The sequence below is a fragment of the Bradyrhizobium sp. USDA 4532 genome, assembly GCF_024171315.1.
In the GTDB taxonomy this organism is placed as follows: Bacteria; Pseudomonadota; Alphaproteobacteria; order Rhizobiales; family Xanthobacteraceae; genus Bradyrhizobium; species Bradyrhizobium australafricanum.
In genome coordinates, this window is record NZ_JALJZN010000001.1 from 1,179,544 (window position 1) to 1,199,607 (window position 20,064).

The 20,064-nt window shown below is 65.0% G+C and carries 18 protein-coding genes; 11 read left to right on the forward strand and 7 right to left on the reverse strand.

Annotated features, from left to right (window positions below; all coding sequences use genetic code 11):
- Nucleotides 1–284: 284 nt before the first annotated feature.
- Nucleotides 285–2,558: a PAS domain S-box protein gene (locus tag J2R76_RS05720; RefSeq protein ID WP_253623812.1), complete on the forward strand. Its 2,274-nt coding sequence runs from the start codon at nucleotides 285–287 to the stop codon at nucleotides 2,556–2,558.
- 181 nt (nucleotides 2,559–2,739) lie between these two features.
- Entirely contained in the window at nucleotides 2,740–3,807 is a 1,068-nt protein-coding gene (locus J2R76_RS05725; protein WP_076825313.1) for an ABC transporter substrate-binding protein, read from the forward strand.
- Between the two features lie 274 nt (nucleotides 3,808–4,081).
- Here J2R76_RS05725 and J2R76_RS05730 read toward each other — a convergent pair whose 3' ends face one another.
- Entirely contained in the window at nucleotides 4,082–5,311 is a 1,230-nt protein-coding gene (locus tag J2R76_RS05730) for an ABC transporter substrate-binding protein (protein ID WP_253623813.1), read from the reverse strand.
- Nucleotides 5,312–5,496: 185 nt separating this feature from the next.
- The gene (locus tag J2R76_RS05735) at nucleotides 5,497–6,474 is read right to left on the reverse strand and encodes a GlxA family transcriptional regulator (RefSeq protein ID WP_253623814.1); all 978 of its coding nucleotides are present in this window, start codon (nucleotides 6,472–6,474) and stop codon (nucleotides 5,497–5,499) included.
- 152 nt (nucleotides 6,475–6,626) lie between these two features.
- Here J2R76_RS05735 and J2R76_RS05740 point away from each other — a divergent pair, with 152 nt between their 5' ends.
- Entirely contained in the window at nucleotides 6,627–6,890 is a 264-nt protein-coding gene (locus J2R76_RS05740; RefSeq protein ID WP_253623815.1) for a tautomerase family protein, read from the forward strand.
- A 165-nt stretch (nucleotides 6,891–7,055) separates the two neighbouring features.
- Here J2R76_RS05740 and glnA read toward each other — a convergent pair whose 3' ends face one another.
- Both glnA and J2R76_RS05750 read right to left on the reverse strand, forming a co-directional pair.
- Complete coding sequence (gene glnA / locus J2R76_RS05745) at nucleotides 7,056–8,465, reverse strand: type I glutamate--ammonia ligase (RefSeq protein ID WP_028333940.1); 1,410 nt, start codon at nucleotides 8,463–8,465, stop codon at nucleotides 7,056–7,058.
- A gap of 151 nt (nucleotides 8,466–8,616) precedes the next feature.
- The gene (locus tag J2R76_RS05750; RefSeq protein ID WP_011441447.1) at nucleotides 8,617–8,955 is read right to left on the reverse strand and encodes a P-II family nitrogen regulator; all 339 of its coding nucleotides are present in this window, start codon (nucleotides 8,953–8,955) and stop codon (nucleotides 8,617–8,619) included.
- 355 nt (nucleotides 8,956–9,310) lie between these two features.
- On the opposite strand from J2R76_RS05750, the gene J2R76_RS05755 reads away from it, so the two are divergent.
- The 3 genes from J2R76_RS05755 (at nucleotide 9,311) to J2R76_RS05760 (ending at nucleotide 11,572) form a co-directional block, all read left to right on the forward strand.
- The gene (locus J2R76_RS05755; RefSeq protein ID WP_253623816.1) at nucleotides 9,311–10,810 is read left to right on the forward strand and encodes an NAD(P)H-hydrate dehydratase; all 1,500 of its coding nucleotides are present in this window, start codon (nucleotides 9,311–9,313) and stop codon (nucleotides 10,808–10,810) included.
- Nucleotides 10,800–10,928, forward strand: coding sequence for a hypothetical protein (locus tag J2R76_RS40580; RefSeq protein WP_256520413.1), 129 nt, complete (start codon nucleotides 10,800–10,802; stop codon nucleotides 10,926–10,928). The genes J2R76_RS05755 and J2R76_RS40580 overlap by 11 nt, the downstream gene beginning before the upstream one ends.
- A gap of 86 nt (nucleotides 10,929–11,014) precedes the next feature.
- Nucleotides 11,015–11,572 (forward strand): flavin reductase family protein, encoded by a 558-nt coding sequence (locus tag J2R76_RS05760; RefSeq protein ID WP_141341011.1) that lies wholly within the window; start codon nucleotides 11,015–11,017, stop codon nucleotides 11,570–11,572.
- On the opposite strand, the gene J2R76_RS05765 is transcribed toward J2R76_RS05760, so the two are convergent.
- Nucleotides 11,569–12,468: a LysR family transcriptional regulator gene (locus tag J2R76_RS05765; RefSeq protein WP_141341010.1), complete on the reverse strand. Its 900-nt coding sequence runs from the start codon at nucleotides 12,466–12,468 to the stop codon at nucleotides 11,569–11,571. The two genes, J2R76_RS05760 and J2R76_RS05765, sit on opposite strands and share 4 nt — an antisense overlap.
- A gap of 143 nt (nucleotides 12,469–12,611) precedes the next feature.
- Between J2R76_RS05765 and J2R76_RS05770 the strand changes: the two genes are divergently transcribed.
- From J2R76_RS05770 to J2R76_RS05785, 4 genes are all read left to right on the forward strand, one after another.
- Complete coding sequence (locus J2R76_RS05770; RefSeq protein WP_057016445.1) at nucleotides 12,612–13,613, forward strand: CoA ester lyase; 1,002 nt, start codon at nucleotides 12,612–12,614, stop codon at nucleotides 13,611–13,613.
- Nucleotides 13,603–14,802, forward strand: coding sequence for a CaiB/BaiF CoA-transferase family protein (locus tag J2R76_RS05775; RefSeq protein WP_141341009.1), 1,200 nt, complete (start codon nucleotides 13,603–13,605; stop codon nucleotides 14,800–14,802). Before J2R76_RS05770 ends, J2R76_RS05775 begins: the two co-directional genes overlap by 11 nt.
- A gap of 39 nt (nucleotides 14,803–14,841) precedes the next feature.
- A complete protein-coding gene (locus J2R76_RS05780) occupies nucleotides 14,842–16,212 on the forward strand; it encodes an LLM class flavin-dependent oxidoreductase (protein WP_253590111.1) in 1,371 nt (456 codons plus the stop codon).
- A gap of 61 nt (nucleotides 16,213–16,273) precedes the next feature.
- Entirely contained in the window at nucleotides 16,274–17,692 is a 1,419-nt protein-coding gene (locus J2R76_RS05785) for an MFS transporter (RefSeq protein ID WP_141341007.1), read from the forward strand.
- Between the two features lie 93 nt (nucleotides 17,693–17,785).
- Here the strand turns inward: J2R76_RS05785 and J2R76_RS05790 are convergent, their stop codons facing one another.
- Entirely contained in the window at nucleotides 17,786–18,127 is a 342-nt protein-coding gene (locus J2R76_RS05790; RefSeq protein ID WP_063790074.1) for a hypothetical protein, read from the reverse strand.
- Nucleotides 18,128–18,476: 349 nt separating this feature from the next.
- On the opposite strand from J2R76_RS05790, the gene J2R76_RS05795 reads away from it, so the two are divergent.
- Nucleotides 18,477–19,253: a tetratricopeptide repeat protein gene (locus tag J2R76_RS05795; protein WP_141341006.1), complete on the forward strand. Its 777-nt coding sequence runs from the start codon at nucleotides 18,477–18,479 to the stop codon at nucleotides 19,251–19,253.
- Between the two features lie 33 nt (nucleotides 19,254–19,286).
- Here J2R76_RS05795 and J2R76_RS05800 read toward each other — a convergent pair whose 3' ends face one another.
- On the reverse strand, nucleotides 19,287–19,997 hold the full coding sequence (locus tag J2R76_RS05800) for a hypothetical protein (RefSeq protein WP_057016449.1): 711 nt from the start codon (nucleotides 19,995–19,997) through the stop codon (nucleotides 19,287–19,289).
- Between the last annotated feature and the right edge of the window lie 67 nt (nucleotides 19,998–20,064).

Below are 20,064 nucleotides of genomic sequence, written 5' to 3' on the forward strand. Positions count from 1 at the left end.
TGCAAATTCTCGGTATGTTGAGTTGTGCTGCCGGCGAGATGTACCGCTGGTCGACAGGTCGCAGCTATTCTTCCGGTATTGCGCGTGCGCCGGAATCGGCCTTCCTCCGTACTAATACGGATACGAAAGTGGCGGATTGCGGCGCCGGACTCGGCTAAGCAACAGGGATATTTGCTCCGGCGCCGACGACCCTTTCCGAATACTGCTTTTCCTTTTCCATTTTCGGGTGCAGCCGACACGAGGGGTTGGTCGGGATGAATTTGTCGGGCCGTCTGGCGATGGGGATGTTGTTTCCCGTCGCCGCGCTCCTGCTCGCGCTGGGCTTCATCCATGGCGTAACCTGGCCGGGCGTTCTGCTCGCGGGTGGCGCGGTTGCGGTGGTATTGATGACGGCTGAGGTGATTGCGAGATCGCTGTCCAGGACGCCCGCCCAGCCGGTGCGGGCGGCGGAGGCGTTGTCGCGCGGCCAGCAGGTCTCGCTCGGCTCAAGCGATGACGGCGAGACCGCTCAGCTCGCGGCGACGCTTGCCGAATTGTCGGCGCAGCTGGGCAGCAGGCAGCACCTGCTGGAGAAGACCGTCGAGAGCATCCGCGATCCGGTGGTGGTCGCCGACGAGCACGGGATGATCGTGATCGTCAACGCCGCGGCGCGACGGCTGTACAGTGTCGAACCCGGTTTTGATACCCTGACCGGCGTTCGCACCTTCCAGAACTATTATGCCGACGGCACCACCGTGATGCCGATCCCGGACACGCCGATGGCGCGTGCGCTGCGCGGCGATGACGTCGACGATTTCGAGCTGATCGTCAAACCGCAACCGCCGCAACCGGCCGTCTTCCTTGTCGTCAACGCGCGGCCGCTGCGCGACGATACCGGCAATCTGCGGGGCGCGGTCGCCGTACTGCACGACGTCACCGCGCAGCGTCGGGCATACCAGGCGCTGGTCGAGAGCGAGCAGATGGCGCAAGCCATCGTCAGGACCGCGCTCGACGCCTTCGTCCAGACCGACCAGGACGGCGTCATTCTCGACTGGAGCCCGCAGGCCGAGGTGCTGACCGGCTGGACGCGCTCCGAGGCGGTTGGTTATCGGGTGGTCGAACTGGTGTTTCCGGAGGAGCTGCGCCTCGCGCACCGGCAGCGGATCACCCGCTTCCTGCAGGAGACCGCGGCCGGCGGCATGGGCATGCGCTATGAAACGGCGTGCCTGCACCGCGACGGTCACCGGTTCTATGTCGAGGTGTCCCTCAACGCGCTGCGCCGCGGTGACGGCTGGATCATCAATTCCTTTGTCAGGGACGTCAGCCAGCGCCGGATCGCCGAGGAGCAGTTGATCCAGGCGCAGAAGTCGGAATCGCTGGGGCGGCTGACCGGCGGCATCGCGCACGACTTCAACAACATGCTGACCGTGATCACCGGCACGATCGAGATCCTCGCCGACGGCGTCAAGGACAACCCGCAACTCGCCGCAATCGCCAAGCTGATCAGCGATGCCGCCGATCGCGGCGCGCAGCTCACCTCGAGCCTCCTGGCATTCGCGCGCAAGCAACCGCTGCAGCCCGGCGAGACCGACGTCAACGACCTGGTCGGCGAGGTGGCCCGGCTGCTGTCGCAGACGCTCGGCTCGCAGACCGAGATCAGGACGGAGCTCAGCCGCGACGCCTGGCTCGCCTTCGTCGACCGCAGCCAGCTTGGTGCTGCGCTGGTCAATCTCGCCATCAATGCGCGCGATGCCATGCCTGACGGCGGCACGCTGAGCTTTGCGACCCGCAACATCCAGCTCGGGATTCCCGACGCCGTGGCGTGCGGCGTCGAGCGCGCCGGCGATCATCTCGTGATCGAGGTGACCGATACCGGCACCGGCATTTCGCCGACGCATCTGGAGAAGATCTTCGATCCGTTCTTTTCCACCAAGGAGGTCGGGCAGGGCGCCGGGCTCGGGCTCAGCATGGTGTTCGGCTTCGTCAAACAAAGCGGCGGCGGGATCGAGGTCAAGAGCGAGCAGGGGCGCGGCACCATCTTCAGGATCTATCTGCCGAAGGCCGACGGCACCGCACAGCGTGCGGCGGAGAAGGACGATCTGCCCGTCAGGGGCGGCGACGAGACGATCCTGTGCGTGGAGGACGACCCTACGATCCGAGACTATGTCACGGGCCAGCTCGAAAGCCTCGGCTACAACGTGCTGGTCGCTGCGAACGCGGACGCCGCGCTCGAGATCGTCAAACGCGGCACCGCGTTCGACCTTCTGTTCACCGATATCGTGATGCCCGGCAGCATGAACGGCCGGCAATTGGCGGAGACGCTGATGGCCGGGCGCCCGGCACTGCGGGTGCTGTTCACCTCGGGTTACAGCGACGGCGTGCTGCCCGCACAGCAGGGGCGTGGCGGTCACGGCATTCCGCTGCTGACCAAGCCCTATCGGCGCGGCGAGCTGGCGCGGATGCTGCGGCGCTGCCTTGATCTTCAGGTCGACTTTCAGGGCGATCCGGTTCCGCAGCCTTATTCCGTGCAGCCCGATCTCGAACGCTTCCTGCGCGAGAATCCGCCCGCGAAGACGTAGCCGCGGCGTGACTTGGATGCCAACGGGTCCGCAAGCGCGGCCCGATGATAAACTGCGCGAAACCCATCATCCCTGATGCGGCCGCTATTTGATGGGTTTCGCTTCGCTCTACCCATCCTACGCGCTAAGCTCCCGCGACAAAGGCGCGGCCGGTCAACGGCCCGATTTCAGGGAGTATGGAATGCAGGACCGCAAATGGTCGAGGCGCGACTGGCTCAAGGTGACGGCGGCCACCGCCGCTGGCATGGTATTCGCGGAGCCGCTGCGCGCGGCGGCGCCGCCGGCGGAAGCCGTGACGCCGGAGCTGATCGCAGCCGCCAAGAAGGAAGGCAAGATCTCGTTCTACAGCGCGCTGGAGCTGAACACGGCCGAGCGTCTCGCGCGTGACTTCGAGCAGAAATATCCCGGGATCAGCGTCCGCGTCGAGCGCTCGGGCGCGGAACGCATCTTCCAGCGCATCGCACAGGAGCAGGGCAGCGGCATCAACGCCGTCGACGTCGCCAATTCCACAGATCCCGCGCATTACCTCGACTGGAAGAAGAACGACTGGCTCGCGGCCTATGTGCCGGAGGACGTCGCCAGGCATTTTCCGGCCGACCAGATCGATCCCGACGGCACCTCGGCGACATCCTGCGCCTGGTTCGAGGTAATCGGCTACAACACCGAGCAGGTGAAGCGCGAGGAGGCGCCGAAGAGCTACGCCGACCTGCTCGATCCCAAGTGGCGCGGCAAAATCGTCAAGGGCCACCCGAGCTATTCCGGCGCGATCATGACCGCGACCTTCGTGCTGGCACGCGACCTCGGCTGGCCGTATCTGGAGAAGCTGTCGCAGCAGCGCGTGATGCAGGTGCAGTCGGCGGCCGATCCGCCGAAGAAGATTCTGCTCGGCGAGCGCGCGGTGATGGCCGACGGTAACGACTACAACCTCGTGCTGGCCAAGGATCAGGGCAAGCCGGTCGAGGTGGTCTATCCGGCCGAGGGCGCGCCGCTGATCATCGTCCCGAGCGGCATCTTCAAGAACGCGCCGAACCCGAATGCGGCGCGGCTGTTCCAGAGCTACTTCTTCAGCGCCGAGACGCAGCAGATGCTGGCCGACGAATTCGCGCACCGCTCGTTCCACGCCAAGGTGAAGGAGAAGGCCGGTCACGTGCCGCTCGACAAACTGAAAATGCTCAAGGCCGATCCGGCCCAGGTGCAGGTGCAGTCGGAGGAGATCAAGGCGAGGTACGCGAAGCTGTTCCGGGTGTAGGTCAAGCTCCGTAGGATGGGTAGAGCGAAGCGAAACCCATCGCTTGTGCAGGGGGCGAGATGATGGGTTTCGCTGCGCTCTACCCATCCTACAGATCCAAGGCTACTAGCGTCATTGCGAGCGAAGCGAAGCAATCCATCTTTCCGGATACGCGGAGAGGTGGATTGCTTCGCCGCTTCAGCGCAAAATTGCTTTGCAACTTTGTCGCGAACTCCTCGCAATGACGCGGATAACGCTCGGACCGCCGGGCGGCGCAGTGAGGGGCTGCGGTCGGCTAACCTCCCACTTCCGCGCTGAGCATCGGCCCGAACAGCTCCCATCGCTCGCCCTTGAGTCGTCTGAGCTGCATCTGCTTGATCGGCGCGAAATCGATCGGGCTGGTGTTCATTGTGATGCCGGGCAGCAAGTTGGTGGTGCGGAAGGCCTTCAGGTTGGCGGCCTGCTTCATGACGTTGGCGCGCGTGAGATCGTCGCCGCACTGCTTAAGCACCTGAACCAGCGTCTGAGCCGCATTGTACCCTGTCATAATCAGGCTGTCGGCCCGATTGCCTTCGGGGAAATATTTGGAGAGATACTCGTCGAACGCCTTCATGCCGGGATCGTCCTTCCATTGCGGATCGAGCGGATCCATCAGGTAGGCCACCGAAATGATGCCTTGTGCGTTCTCGAAGCCGGCAGGCTGGATCACGGCGCCGAGCGAGGAACCTACCGAGTTGAGGATGTGCAGCGGTTTCCAGCCGATCTCGGCCGCCTTCTTGATGGCCTGCGCCGCGAATTTCGGTGTGGCGATGTCGACGAATACGTCGGCATTCATCGATTTCATCTTGACGATGTGCGTGTCGATCGTCGGCTCGGCCACCTCATACGCATCCTCGATTACGATCATCGACGCCGCCTTGTCGCCGAGGCCGTCCTTCAGGCCCTTGAGATAGTCCTTTCCATAATCGTCGTTCTGGTAGAGGACCGCGATCCTGCCGCCCGGCTTTTCCTTCAGGATGTGCTTGGCGTAGATCCGTCCCTCGCTCTGATAGCTGGGCTGCCAGCCCATGGTCCATGGGAAGTTTTGCGGATCGTTCCACTTGGTGGCACCGGTCTGAATGAACAGCTGCGGCACCTTCTTCACGTTCATGTATTTCTGAATCGCGCCGTTGGATGCCGTGCCGAGAGAGGCGAAGATCAGCAAGACCTCGTCGCCTTCGACCAGCTTGCGCGCCTGCTCGACCGTCTTCGGCGGACTGTAGCTGTCGTCATAGGAGATGAAGTTGATCTTGCGGCCATTGATGCCGCCCTCGGCGTTGATCTTGCGGAAATAGGCCGCCTGGGCCCGGCCGCTGGTGCCGTAGGCGGATGCCGGCCCGCTATACGGCATGATGTTGCCGATCTTGATTTCGGTATCGGTTACGCCGGTGTCGTATTTCTTCTGGGCGAATGCGCTGCCAGCACAGACAGCGAGAATGGTGATGGCGGTCGAAAGCGCCGCCATTCGTCGAGCGACGAAAGACATCTCGTTTCTCCCCATGCAGAAAAATGAATGTGTGTTTTATCGGAGGCCGCTTTCGGGTCCTTGCCGGCAGTGAACACCCGAGCCCAGGCGTTGTCGATCCCGGAAACACAACCTTGTGTGCGGTTCGCATCACGTCATCAGGTTCGTCAGCGTTGCTGACCGTAGTCTTCCGGGGCTTCCCGCGATCAGGCCGCGCGCATCGATCGTTGCGCGCGATAGGCCTGCGGCGATGTCAGCGTGAGCTTGCGGAAGGCCTTTCGAAAGCTGCTCTCGTCCTCATAGCCGGTGGCGCGGGCGATCGCCTTGATCGGCTGCGCCGTTGTTTCCAATAGCGTGCGGGCGTGCTCGACGCGGCGGCGCATGATGAAGGCCTGCGGCGGCTCGTGGGTCAGTTCGCGGAAGCGGCGGTTCAGTGTGCGTTCGCTGAGGCCGAGCGCATGCGCGAGGCCGCGCACCGTGTTCGGGGTCTTGCCGGTGCGGCGCACTAGCATGTCCGCCTTGATCAGCAGCGGGTCCTGGCCGAGCATGTAGCCGAGCGGCATGAAGATCGCCTGGGTGCGCTGCGCGGTGTCGATCACCGCATAGTCGGCGCAAACCTTTGCGACCTCCGCGCCTTCGACGAGCTCGATCAGCCGCAGCAACAGATCGACCCACGACATCGGGCCAGCGGCGCAGACCAGGCGATCGGCCTGCGTGATCACGGCATCACCGGCGAGATCAACCTTGGGATGGCGGCGACGCAGCTCGCACTGCAGCCACCACGTGATGGTGGCGCGGCGACCGTCGAGCAGGCCGGCATTGGCGAGCAGCAGCACGCCGCTGCAGAATGCGCCGATCAGCCGGCCGCTGGCATGCTGCTGGCGCAGCCAGGCGCCGGCACGGTCATATTGCGGTTGCAGGCGCTCGGCGGTGAGATGATCGACCAGGCTGCCCGGCACGATGATCGCGTCGCACGCCGTCCGCCTGCCCACCGTACCATCGACGGCGAGCAACTTGCCGCCGCCGGCGCGCACCGCCTTGCCGTCGAGCGAGAGCGTCTGCCAGCTGAAGCGCGCCTTGCCGCCGCGCAGCTGCATCACGTGGTTGGCGAGGGTGAGGATGTCGGCGATGCCGGCGACCGCCGATTGCATGCAGCCTTCCAGCGCGAGGATCGCAAGCTTCATGGGACCTCCGGAATTTGCCGTCATGCTAGCCGATCAGCGCGATCGGGCGGTGGCAGATATTGCCCGATCTCTGTCCGATCGGCCACCGCCTGATTTGACCGTGCCGGTCCATCTTCGCTGCGTTGTCACACCCTCAGCAATGGAGAGAGACCATGCCTTACGTCACCATTTCCACCGTCCGCGGCATCTTCGATGTCGCGCAGAAGCAGGCGCTGCTGGAGCGCGTCACCGACCTCATGGTCGAGATCGAGGCGCAGGGTAACCCGGACTTCCGCCGCAACGTCTGGGTCAAGATCGAGGAGGGCGAGCCGGCGAGCTGGTCGCTCGGCGGCATGATTCCGACGCCGGACATGATCGCCGGCACCTTCGGCGCGCTCGACGCCGACGGACGGCGGCTCGCCAAGGCGAAGGTGTAACTGCCCTGCGTAGGATGGGTAGAGCGAAGCGAAACCCATCATCTCAAGGCTTGCACCGGTGCGATGGGTTTCGCTGCGCTCTACCCATCCTACGCACCGTTCTCACCCAAAACAAAAGGCGCTTCCGGTGGAAGCGCCTTTCGCATGTCGTCGGTGCCGCAAGATTTACAGCGAGTAGTACATCTCGAATTCCACCGGGTGCGGGGTCATTTCGAAACGCGCGACCTCGGTCATCTTCAGCTCGATATAGGCGTCGATGAAGTCGTCGTCGAACACGCCGCCGTTCTTGAGGAACGCGCGGTCCTTGTCGAGGCTCTCGAGCGCCTCGCGGAGCGAGCCGCAGACGGTCGGGATCTGCTTCAGCTCTTCCTTCGGCAGATCGTAGAGGTCCTTGTCCATCGCCGGACCCGGATCGATCTTGTTCTTGATGCCGTCAAGACCGGCCATCAGCATCGCGGCGAAGCCGAGATAGGGGTTGGCCATCGGGTCGGGGAAACGCACCTCGACGCGCTTGGCCTTCGGGTTCGCGGTGTAGGGGATGCGGCAGGCCGCCGAGCGGTTGCGCGCGGAATAGGCGAGCAGCACGGGGGCTTCATAGCCCGGCACCAGACGCTTGTAGGAGTTGGTCGACGGGTTGGTGAAGGCGTTGATCGCCTTGGCGTGCTTGATGACGCCGCCGATGTAGTGCAGGCAGGTCTCCGACAGGTCGGCGTATTTGTTGCCGGCGAAGGTCGGCTTGCCGTCCTTCCAGATGGACTGATGCACGTGCATGCCCGAGCCGTTGTCGCCGTAGACCGGCTTTGGCATGAAGGTGGCGGTCTTGCCGTAGATGTGGGCGACCTGGTGGATGCAGTACTTGTAGATCTGCATATGGTCGGCCATCAGCGTCAGCGTGTCGAACTTCATGCCGAGCTCGTGCTGGGCCGAGGCCACCTCGTGGTGATGCTTTTCGACCTTGACGCCCATCTTGGCCATCGCGCCGAGCATCTCGGAGCGCATGTCCTGCACCGAGTCCTGCGGCGGCACCGGGAAGTAGCCGGCCTTGGTGCGGATGCGGTGGCCGAGGTTGCCGCCCTCATATTCGGTCGCCGAGTTGATCGGCAGCTCGGAGGAGTCGAGGCGGAAGCCGGTGTTGTAGGGCTCGGCCGAATAGCGCACGTCGTCGAACACGAAGAACTCGGCCTCGGGGCCGACGAACACGGTGTCGCCCACGCCCATCGACTTCACCATCGCCTCGGCCTTCTTGGCGATGCCGCGGGGGTCGCGGTTGTAGGGCTCGCCGGTGGTCGGCTCGAGCACGTCGCAGGTGATGACCATGGTGGTCTCGGCGAAGAACGGGTCGATCGTCGCGGTGACCGGGTCGGGCATCAGGCACATGTCGGATTCATTGATCGCCTTCCAGCCGGCGATCGACGAGCCGTCGAACATCGTTCCCTCGGCGAAGATGTCATCGTCGATCATGCTGACGTCGAAGGTGACGTGCTGCCACTTGCCGCGCGGATCGGTGAAGCGCAGGTCGACGTATTTGACGTCGTTGTCCTTGATCGATTTCAGGACGTCTTTGGCGGTCTTCATGAATACCCCTTATGGATGTGCGGGTCGGTTTCCAGCGGAGAGCGACGTTATTCCCGCTTTTGGCGAGTTCGTGTGACTACACAAACGAAATCAGGCTGCCGAAGCAGCCTTTTTTCTCTTTTGCCGTCGGAAAATCCGGATAGCACCGCCCTTAAATAGCGTCCAGCCCGGATTCGCCGGTCCGGATGCGGATGGCTTCCTCGATGTTGGAGACGAAGATCTTGCCGTCGCCGATCCGGCCAGTCTGCGCCGCGCGGCGGATCGCGTCGATCGCCTTCTCGACCAGGTCGTCGCCGATCACGATCTCGATCTTCACCTTGGGCAGGAAGTCGACGATGTATTCCGCACCGCGATAGAGTTCGGCATGGCCCTTCTGGCGGCCAAATCCCTTGGCCTCGGTGACGGTGATGCCTTGCAGTCCGACTTCCTGGAGCGCTTCTTTCACCTCGTCGAGCTTGAAGGGCTTGATGATGGCTTCAATCTTCTTCACTGAGCGCCTCCCGGGCATTGCAGATTGCAGGGTCGAGTTCGATGCGCGTGGGGCGCAGTCTGGTTGGTCTTAAGGCTTCCGGCCGGTGGCCGGAAACACGCGCAATGGTCCGCATGAAGCGGCCTTGCGCGCGGCTTCCTCAAAAGCAGGGTCTATGCCAAGTTGTTAAGGTCCCCGATTTCAGAATGTTATCAGCCTTTTAACAGGCAATCGGCTGATATCGAACCACATGGGCTATGATATCCAAGCCTAACAAATAGGCAAATAGATCAATCCGTATGCAGTCGGCCAGTAGAAACCCCGCGAACGTCACAGGAATTGCCTCTCGAAAAGGCGAAGCGATTGAGGATTCGGCATGGACGTTCTGACCACGACCGAGATGGAGCGCGCTGACCGGCTGACCATCGCAGCCGGAACGCCGGGCTTCGCGCTGATGATGAGCGCGGGCCAGGCCGTCGCGGAAGCCGCGATGGACCTGGTCGAGGAGGGGCCGATCGTGGTGGTCGCCGGCCGCGGCAACAATGGCGGCGACGGCTTTGTCGCTGCCGCCGAGCTTGCCGCGCGCGGCCGCGAGGTCTCGGTGATCCTGCTCTGCGAGCGCGACAGCCTGCAGGGCGACGCGGCGCTGGCGGCGAAGGGCTGGAAATATCCGGTGCTGCCGTTCAACCCGCAGGCGCTCGGCAAGCCGGCGCTGATCGTCGACGCGCTGTTCGGTGCCGGCCTCAACCGGCCGGTAAAGGGCGATCCGCTGGAGATGATCGCGGCGATCAATGCCAACGGTACGCCGGTGCTGGCGGTCGACCTGCCGAGCGGCATCAACGGCACATCGGGCGCGGTGATGGGAGCGGCCGTGCAGGCCACCGAGACCGTCACCTTCTTCCGCAAGAAGCCCGCGCATCTGTTGCTGCCGGGCCGGATGTATTGCGGCCGGGTGCGCGTCGCCGACATCGGTATCGCCGCGCAGGTGCTCGACGAGATCAAGCCGCTGACCGCGGAGAATGCGCCGGAGGCCTGGCGATGGTCGTTTCCGGTACCGCGGATCGACGGCCACAAATACGCGCGGGGGCACGCCGTCGTGGTGTCGGGCGATCTCGCCTCGACCGGGGCGGCACGGCTCGCCGCGCGCGCCGTGCTGCGCGCCGGCGCCGGCCTCGTGACGCTGGCCTCGCCGCGTGATGCGCTTGCCGTCAACGCTGCGGCGCTGACCGCGGTGATGGTGCGCGCGGTCGACAACCCGATCCAGTTCGCCGAGCTGCTTGGCGACAAGCGCCTCAATGCCTGCGTAATCGGTCCGGGCGCCGGGGTCAGCGCGCGGACCCGTGACTTCGTCCACACCGCGCTGTCGGCGCAGCGGCATCTGGTGCTCGACGCCGACGCGCTGACCAGCTTTGCCGGCGCGCCGGACCGGCTGTTCGAGGCGATCAAGGCTAGCGCCGGTCAGCAGGTGGTGCTGACGCCGCATGAGGGCGAGTTTCCGCGGCTGTTCAGCGATATTTCCAACAAGCATCCCGGCCGCTCCAAGCTCGAGCGCGTGCGCGCGGCGGCCGAGCGCTCCGGCGCGGTGGTGCTGCTGAAAGGCGCCGACACGGTGATCGCGTCTCCCGACGGCCGCGCCACCGTCGCCGCCAATGCGCCGCCGTGGCTCGCCACCGCCGGCGCCGGCGACGTGCTGTCGGGCATCATCGCGGGTTTCCTGGCGCAGGGCGCCGCGGCCTTCGAGGCCGCCAGCATCGGCGCCTGGATGCACGGCGAGAGCGCGAGCGAGGCGGGCCCCGGCCTGATCGCCGAAGATCTCACCGAAGTGCTGCCCGCCGTGTTCCGCCGCCTCTATGACGAGTTCGGGATTGAGTATTAGGCGGCTGGTGCTGGCCGACATGGATGTCGCCGCGCGCGCGCATCGCGCGGCATTCGATCAGGCGCTGCCGTGGCTCGCCGGCCTGCACACGCCCGACGGCATTGATCGGATGATCTGAACAACTGGTTAGATATTTGCGTTTCTGCGATCGGTCGAGCTGGCCTATACGATTCAAAACCGTCGCCTCTCGCCCGGAACAGCCAGATGAACGCACCGACCAGCCTGCTTTCGACCGCTTCACGGACCGCCGCCGCTCCGGCTCACGGGAGCGTCGACCCCGCGTCCTATCGCGCGGCGATGCGCCACCACGCCGGCGCGGTGACGATCCTGTCGGCGGGCGGGCCGGGCGACAGAACGGGGATGACGGCGACGTCGGTCTGTTCGCTGTCGGACGCGCCGCCGCGGCTGATCGCCTGCGTCAACCGCTCGGCGAGCGCGCATGGCCTGATCCGGCGCACCGCTGCGTTCGGCGTCAACATGCTGCACGCCGACCAGGCCGAGCTGGCTAATGTGTTCGCCGGCCGCCGCGGCATCGAGCGGGACGATCGGTTTTCCGACGCCGACGGCTGGCTGTCGCTTGCCACGGGCGCGCCGATCCTTAAGGATGCGCTGATCGGGCTCGACTGCGAGCTGATCGACGAGCATGCGCACGACACGCATTCGATCTTCGTCGGCGCGGTCCGCGCGATGCATCTGCGTGAGGGGGAGACGCCGCTGATCTATTTTGGTGGCGCGTTCTGCGGGTTGGCCCGGCGGACCTAAGGGCGCGGCTTGAGGAATTTGTGAATCACTGATGTCAGCGCGCCGGCGGCCGGCGAGAACGATTGTCCGCGCAACGAGACGATGCAGACGGTGCGCTCCAGCGTCGGATTGACGATCGGTAGCGCCTGCATCGTCTTCCTGACCGGCCGCGGCAAGGCGACCTTCGGCAGGATGCCGACGCCGAGACCGGCGCCGGCCAGCGCGGCCAGCGTGTAGCTGTGCTCGACCTCGAACTTGATCTTCATCTGCAGATTGCGCGTGGCGAGCGCGCGCTCCAGCATCGAGCGCAGCGCCGCCGATTTTGAGTTCAGCAGGATCGGATAGGCGGACAGTTCGGTGAGGTCGACCGCGCTGCGCTTGCGAAACGGAAACGCTCTTGTCGCCAGCGCATAGATCGGGTCGTTGAACAGCGGCGCGAACTGAAACTCGGTCGAGCCGTCCATCTCCGGCCCGATGCCGAAATCCGCCTCGCGCCGGCGCAGGCAGTCCAGCATGTCCTCGGCCGCAAGCTCGCGCAGATTGATGTTGATGCCGGGATAGCTCGCCTGGAAGGCGTGCAGCGCCTGCGGCAGGATGGTCGCGGCAATGGTCGGGACGCAGGCCAGCGACAGCGTGCCGCGCTGGATGTCGATGACCTCACGGATCTCGCGCAGGCCGTTCTCCCATTCGCCGAGCGCGCGCCGCGCATGCGTCAGCAGTTGCAGTCCCTCCGCGGTCAGCTCGACGCGTCGCGTCGTGCGATGAAACAGCGCGGCGCCGACCTGATCCTCCAGCAGCTTGATCTGCATGCTGACCGCGGATTGCGAGCGGTTGAGCTGCTCGGAGGCCTGGCGAAAGCTCTTGTTCTCCGCGACCGCGATGAACATGTGCAGCAGCTTGAAATTGATCTGCGACATCGTTTTGCCCTGCAGACGATTGTCCCGGAGAACTGAACAGTTCTTAAGATAATCTCGTTAGAAAGATCAGTGTCGGACATCTAGCATGATTGTTGTTGGCCGCGGGAGACGATCCTGCGGCGCGATGCAGAAAAGATGCTCCAATGTCCTTCACCGTCACCAAGCCGCGCACGCGCCGCGTCCAGCGTTCCGAACTCGCGGTTCCCGCGACCTCGACCCATTTCTTCGAACGCGCAGCGAGTAGCGCGGCCGATTTCATCTTCCTGGATCTGGAGGACGCGGTTGCGCCGCCGCGAAAGCCCGAGGCGCGCGAGATCGCGATCGAGGCGCTGAACCGGATCGACTGGGGCAACAAGACGCTGGCGGTGCGCATCAATGGCCTCGATACCGAATGGGCGCATCGCGACATCATCGAGATCGTCAGCCGCGCGCCGCGCCTCGACCTCGTCATGGTGCCGAAGGTCGGCACCGCGTTCGACGTCCGTTTCGTCGACGCGCTGCTGGCGGGGCTCGAGCGCGAGTTCCCGCGCGCAAGGCCGCTGGGCATCGAGATCCTGATCGAGACCACGCTTGGACTCGCCAATGTCGAGGACATCGTGCAGGCGTCGGAACGGCTGGAAGCGGTCATCTTCGGCATCGGCGATTACTCGATCGACCTGCGTACCTGCGGCGAGATCATCGGCGCCTCCGATCCGCGCTATGCCGTGCTCACCGATGCGGACGAGGGCGGCGCGCGCCGGATGCACTGGAACGACCAGTGGCACTTCGCGCTCGCCCGCATCGCCAATGCCTGCCGCGCCCACGGCCTGCGTGCCATCGACGGCCCCTATGCCAATTTCGGCGATGCCGCAGGCTTTCGCGCCAGTGCGGCGCGGGCGGCCGCGCTCGGCTTCGAGGGCAAATGGGCGATCCATCCCTCGCAGCTCGAAACCGCCAACGAGGTGTTCTCGCCGACCGCACGCGAGATCGGCTGGGCGCGCGAGATCACGGCCAAGATCCAGTCCGCCAGCGCCGGCGGCGACGGTGCCTTCGGGCAGGACGGCGTGTTGATCGATCTTGCGGTGCTCAAGCGCGCGCAGGCGATCATCGACCGCCATGACGCAATTCAGGCGGCGGGCAGGCAAGGAGCGCGCGATGTCGCATGAGCCACCGCTGTCCGGAATTCGCGTGCTCGACATCGCGACCTTCGTGGCGGCGCCGTTCTGCGGGACAGTGCTGTCCGATTTCGGCGCCGAGGTGATCAAGATCGAGCAGCCGGGCACGGGCGATCCCTTGCGCCGGTTCGGCACCCCGAGCGACTGCGGCGACACCTATGTCTGGCTCAGCGAGGCCCGCAACAAGAAGTCGGTGACGCTCGATCTGCGCAGCGAGCGGGGCGCGGCGCTGTTTCGCGAGCTGGTCCGCCAATCCGACGTGGTGCTGGAGAACTTCCGGCCGGGCACGCTGGAGAAATGGGGGCTCGGCTTCGAGGCATTGCGCGAGATCAACCCAAAACTCGTGATGCTGCGCATCAGCGCCTATGGGCAGGACGGCCCCTTGCGTGACAAGCCGGGCTTTGCCCGGATCGCGCACGGCTTCAGCGGGCTCGCTTATCTTGCCGGCGAGGCGGGACGGGCGCCGGTGATGCCGGGATCGACCTCGCTCGCCGATTACATTTCCGGGCTATGGGGCGCGCTCGGCGTGCTGCTGGCGCTGCGCCATGCCGAAGCCACCGGACACGGGCAGGTGGTCGATATCGGGCTCTATGAATCGGTGTTTCGGCTGCTCGACGAGATGGCGACTGTGTTCGCCAAGACCGGCTTCGTCCGCGAACGCCTCGGTGCCGATACCGTCAATGTCGTGCCGCACAGCCATTACCAGACCGCCGACGGCAAATGGGTGGCGCTGGCCTGTTCGAGTGACAAGATGTTCGAGCGCCTGGCGCAGGCGATGCGGCGGCCGGATCTCGCGACCGACCCGCGCTATGCGGCCATGGCCGGCCGCCTGGCGCGGCGCGAGGAGGTCAACGGGATGGTCGCCGACTGGATCGGCTCCATGCCGCTGGAGACGGCGCTTGCCGAATGCGAGCGCTACGACGTGCCCTGCGGGCCGATCTACAGCATCAGTGACATCTTCGCCGACCCGCAATACCGCGCCCGCGGCAACATCGCTGAGGTGCCCTCGCGCGCCGGGCCGATTGCGGTGCCGAGCGCGATCCCAAAAATGTCGCGCACGCCGCCGCAGTTCAAGCATGCCGGCGTCGCGCTCGGCGCGCACACCGACGAAGTCCTGACCTCACTTGCCGGCGCAACCGCGGCGGCGCTCGCCGCGCTGCGCAGCGACGGGGTGATCTGACATGCCCCAATTCTCCCGCGGCCACGAAGGAACCACGCCATGACCAGGCAGATGAAATTGATCGGCTTCCTGCAGGCCCAGAATTGCTCGAACTATCCCGCCTCCTGGCGCCATCCCGACTCGAAGCCGAACTGGTTCTCGCGCGACTATTACCAGGAGATCGGGCGCACGCTGGAGCACGGCAAGTTCCATCTCGCCTTCTTCGACGACCGGCTCGCGATCCCCGATCGCTTCGGCGACGATTTCCGCGAGACCATCCGCCACGGCGTGCGCGCGGCGAAGCTCGATCCGGTCTCGGTTGCGCTCACGATGGGATTGGCGACCGAGCGGCTTGGCATCGGCGTGACCTATTCGACCACCTATTACGAGCCGTTCCACGTCGCGCGGGTGTTCGCGACGATGGACCTGCTGCTAAACGGCCGCGCCGCCTGGAACGTGGTGACCTCGCTGAACGACTCCGAGGCGGCGAATTTCGGCGCCTCGCAGCATCTCAGCCACGATTTGCGCTACGACCGCGCGGACGAGTTCATGGAGGTCGTGCTCGGCCACTGGAACAGCTGGGAGGACGGCGCGGTCAGCTTCGACCGCGAGAGCGGGCTGTTCGCCGACCCGGCCAAGGTGCACCGGCTCGACCATCACGGGCAGTTCTTCCGCTCGCGCGGCCCGTTCACGGTGCCGCGCTCGCCGCAGGGCCATCCGGTGATCATTCAGGCCGGCCAGAGCGGCCGCGGCAAGACCTTCGCGGCGCGCTGGGGCGAATTGATCTTCGTGATCTATCCCAATCTCGACATCGCGAAGAAGCAGTATGCCGACTTGAAGGGGACGCTCGCCAAGACGGGCAGGGACATCAGCATCGCGCCGGCGGTCTATCCGGTCGTCGCCGAGACCCAGGCCGAGGCCGAGGACAAGTTCGCGGCGATCAACCGGCTCGCCAAGCCGATCGATGCGCTGACGCTGTTGTCGGAGGTGTTGAACTACGATTTCGCGGCCAAGCCGATGGACGAGCCGTTCACGTCGGATGAGCTGGCCTCGATCAGCGGGCTGCAAGCAATCCGCGACCGCGTGATGAATCTCAGCGGCAAGCCCAATCCGACACCGCGGGACTTCGTGCAGTTCAGCGGGCGCGGGACGCTCGCTGAACTACCGACCTTCGTCGGCTCGCCCAAGGCGGTCGCCGATCAGATGGAGCGCTGGTTCTGCGAAGGCGGCTGCGACGGCTTTGTCGTCGCCGCCACCCATGTGCCCGGAACCTACCAGGACTTCGTGCGCCTCGTCGTGCCCGAGCTGCAACGGCGCGGCCTGTTCCAGCGCGAGTATCAGGGCGACACGTTGCGCGAGAACCTCGGCCTGCCGCGGCCGCAAGCCATGCATGCGAGCGCAGACGAGGAGGCGCGCGTCTCGACCGGATAGCGCGGGCACAAAAATCGGCGCGGACAACGATCAAAACAAAATCAAAATCAGGGAGGCTGAAGTGACCAAGGGCGTTAACGCGGGGGGCCGGCTCGACAGATTGCCGATCTCAAGGTTTCACTACCGGATCTTCGCGCTGATCGGAGCCGGGCTGTTCGTCGACGGCTTCGAGATCTTCCTCGCCGGCAGCATTCTCGGCGCACTGGTTCAGTCCGGCTATTCGGACCTCGCGCAGAATGCGCGCTTCATCTCGGCGACCTTTGTAGGGATGCTGATCGGTGCCTGGCTGGCGGGCGTCGCCGGCGACCGCTTCGGCCGCAAGTTCGCCTATCAGGCCAACCTCCTGATCTTCGGCCTCAGCGCGCTGGCGGCAACGCTCGCGCCGTCGATGAGCTGGCTGATCGGGGCCCGCTTCGTGATGGGCCTCGGGCTCGGCGCCGAGATCGTCGTCGGCTATGTCGTGCTCAGCGAATTCATCCCGCCGCAGCAGCGCGGCCGCTGGGGCGCGGCGCTCGCGACCTGCACCAATGGTGCGCTGTTCGTCGCGACGCTGGTCGGCTGGGTCGTCATTCCGCACCTCGGCTGGCGCTGGATGTTTGCGCTGTGCGGCATTGGCGCGATGATCGTCTGGTTCCTGCGGCGCTCGCTGCCGGAATCGCCACGTTGGCTCGAGACGCAGGGCAAGAGCGCCGAGGCGGAGGCGGTGCTGGCGGCGATCGAGCAGGAGGTCGGCAAGGGTAGGACCCTGCCGACCCCGGCCTATCAGCCGGCGCCGGTACAGCCGGACGTTCGCTTTACGCGCCTGTTCTCGCGCGCACTGATCGCGCGGACCATCGTCGGCTGCCTGATCCTGATCGGGCTCAACACCGCGGTCTACGGCTTCATCGCCTGGATCCCGACCTTCTTCGTCAAGCAGGGCATCAACCTGTCGTCATCGCTCGGCTACACCATGCTGATGACGCTCGGCAGCCCGCTCGGCACGCTGTCGGGCATGTGGATCGGCGAGAAGATCGACCGCAAGCCGTCGCTGATCGTGCTGTCGCTCGCCGCGGCCGGGCTCGGGCTGATCTATCCGATGTTCATCAACCCGGTCGCCTTCGTCGTGATCGGCTTCCTGCTCGTGTTCACGGTGGCGGTGATGCTGGCGCTGGCCTGGGGGCTTTACATCCCCGAACTGTTCCCGACCGAGCTCAGGATGCGCGGATCCGGCATCTGCAACACCGCCGGTCGCCTGATGTCGATCGTGACGCCGTTCATCGTGGTCGAGCTGTTCATCAGGTTCGGCGTCACCGGCGTCGTCTCTGTGGTGGCCGGGCTCCTGGTGGTGCAGGCGATCGCGGTTGCGGTGCTCGGCATCGAGACCCGCAAGCGTCCGCTGGAGGCATTGCGGCCGGAGGCGATGGACAGCGAAGCGTCATCGGCGCAGGCGCGCGGCAAGCTGCAACCGAGCCCCGGCGGGATTGCCGGAGGCGGGGAGTAGGCGTCGGGCCAAAGGCCCCGGTCGAAAACGGCCGCGTTACAGCGCCCGCACTGTGCTCAGATGCGGGCGCTCGACGCTGACCTCAGGTCGATTTCATTCCGCTGCTGAAATCAGCGCGGTTTGGCTCACCCGCGTCTCGCCCTTGAGATTGTCGACGGTGACGTGTGTGTCGTACCAGGTCAGCCGCGGCCGGACTCCGAACCGTCCGGTGAGCTCGACGATCTTGGCCTCGGTAAACCATGCCTCGGCCGCCTCTCGGCTCTCCCAGAGATAGACGCCGCCGGTACCGGCCTCTCCATTGAGATAGTCTTTGCGGATCAGCCCCTTTGTTGCGAGCTTTCGGTAAATGGGGGCGGTGCCCATGCCACCCCTGATGGCCTGTTCTTCAGTTCGTTTCGGAAGGTCGAATTGAACGACGACGATACACTGTGCCATCCCTGTTCTCCGATCTGAGCCACATGGTGCCAGATTCGCTCGGCGGCACGCCGATCAACTCCGACACTACAGGATTTATCCGACGCTTGTCCCGAATTGACGGGTTCCGTTTCGCGATTTCGATGCGAATTGATGTGATCGCCATGGGCTCGACGACATCAGGCCGTTGGGTAGGCCAGAAGGTGGGCGGGGCGCTGCTGTTGACCTCATGTCGCGTTTTAACGAGACTGTTGCTGGACGCCCCGCGATGGCGGGGCTAGGGCCCTCAACATTCTCTCGGATCCTCCAGAAACCTCTCGTGAGTGGCAGGCAGAACAATTTCCTCGCTCAGGCGCTGCAACAAGGCGCCTTGGCGTTGCGGGCGCAGCAGTTTGCTCAGGCCGAGCAGATTGCGACGAACCTCCTGAAATCAAACCGCACGGACAGACACGCCGCGCTTCTTCTGGCGCATGCCCTGATGGGGCAGAACCGGGGCGGCGAGGCGATCGCAACGCTCGAGCGGGTTGCGCGTCGCACCGACGATGGAGAGGTCGAGACTTTGCTCGGCGCGCTGATGTGCGGCGCGGGCCGCGTCGCCGACGGCATCGCGCAGCTTCGGCGCACGGCGGCACGCCGCCCGCCATATTTTCCGTCCTTTCAGGAACTCGCCGGGCAGCTTGCCAAGGCCGGTCAACACGACGAAGCGATCAGCACGATCGAGGCCGGTCTCGCGCTGGCCCCTGAGAGCGCCGACCTGAAGCTCGCTCTCGGGCGCCTGTTGCAGGAGACCAATGACGTCGCGCGGGCTGCAAGCGTCCTGACGGCGGCACGTGATGCTGCGCCGGGACGCCCCGACATTCTCAACCAGCTCGGGCGGGTCCTGATCCTCCGTGGCGACTACGCCGCAGCCGCGGATGCGTTCCGCCGCGTGCTCGCGCAATACCCGGATGATCGCTCAACCCGCGCCCACCTCGCCACCTGCCTTTTCGAGCAGGGGGAGCGCGATGCTGCCGAGGCAGCGCTGCGCTCGGTGATGCGCGGTCAGCCCCAGCTGTTTGGACGCGCGGCATTCGTCATGGCCTCGGGATCTCATGGCCGCTTCTTCTTCTCCCAGAGCGCCGCTGCGAAGTTCCTCGGCGGGGACTGAGATTGCGCGCGGCGGACGGCATTCCGCCATGCCTTACGCCCTGAAGTTTCTCCGGTAGAGGTTCGGCTGCCGTCTGAGCTCGGTGCGGAGTTCGCCGACCCGCTTGGCGTCTTCCGCGGTGAACGGCGATGCCTGCGCGGTCCAGTCGTCTCGCTTGACGGGAATACATTGCGCGATCGGAGTCCCCTTGGGGAGGACGCCTCTGAAATTCCTGTCGTGCCAGTACGCCGGAAAGTGCACCCAATTGTCGGCATAGAGGTCGGAATTGACCAGGCCGCTGAGTGTGGTGAATGGCAGATCGAAGCGGTTGACGGGATGGGTGAAGTAGATCGCGTAGCCTTCCGGGGCTTCGACGGTCCACAAATTGTGGAATTTGAGAAAGAAGCGGCCCTCTTCAAACAGCGGAGTGCCGGTGACCTGACCCGGGTCGTGGAAGCCGATCGGTGAGCGTGGGAATTCCGGCGTGCCTCCCGGCGGCAGGTCCTGGTCCCAGGTGATTTCGCCGTCCTCGACTTTGAGATCGCAAACCAGCGGCAGCAAGAACCCGCAGGTCATCGCATCCACGAACGGCGGGCAGCGCTTGATGGTGTCCTCGTCGTGCAGGTTGATCGAGGAGAAGGCCGTTGCCGGCATCGCCCTGAGCCAGTCGGGAACGCCCTGCGCCGCCGGTATGGGGGCCGGTATCAGTCCGTCAAGCTCCGTCGGGCAACGGAATTTGAGCGTCAGCTTGCTATTGGTCGACATTGGGCGCTCCGATTTCGGATCGACCTACATGAATGCGTCGCAAAGGTGAAGCGTGCGCTCACCGGCC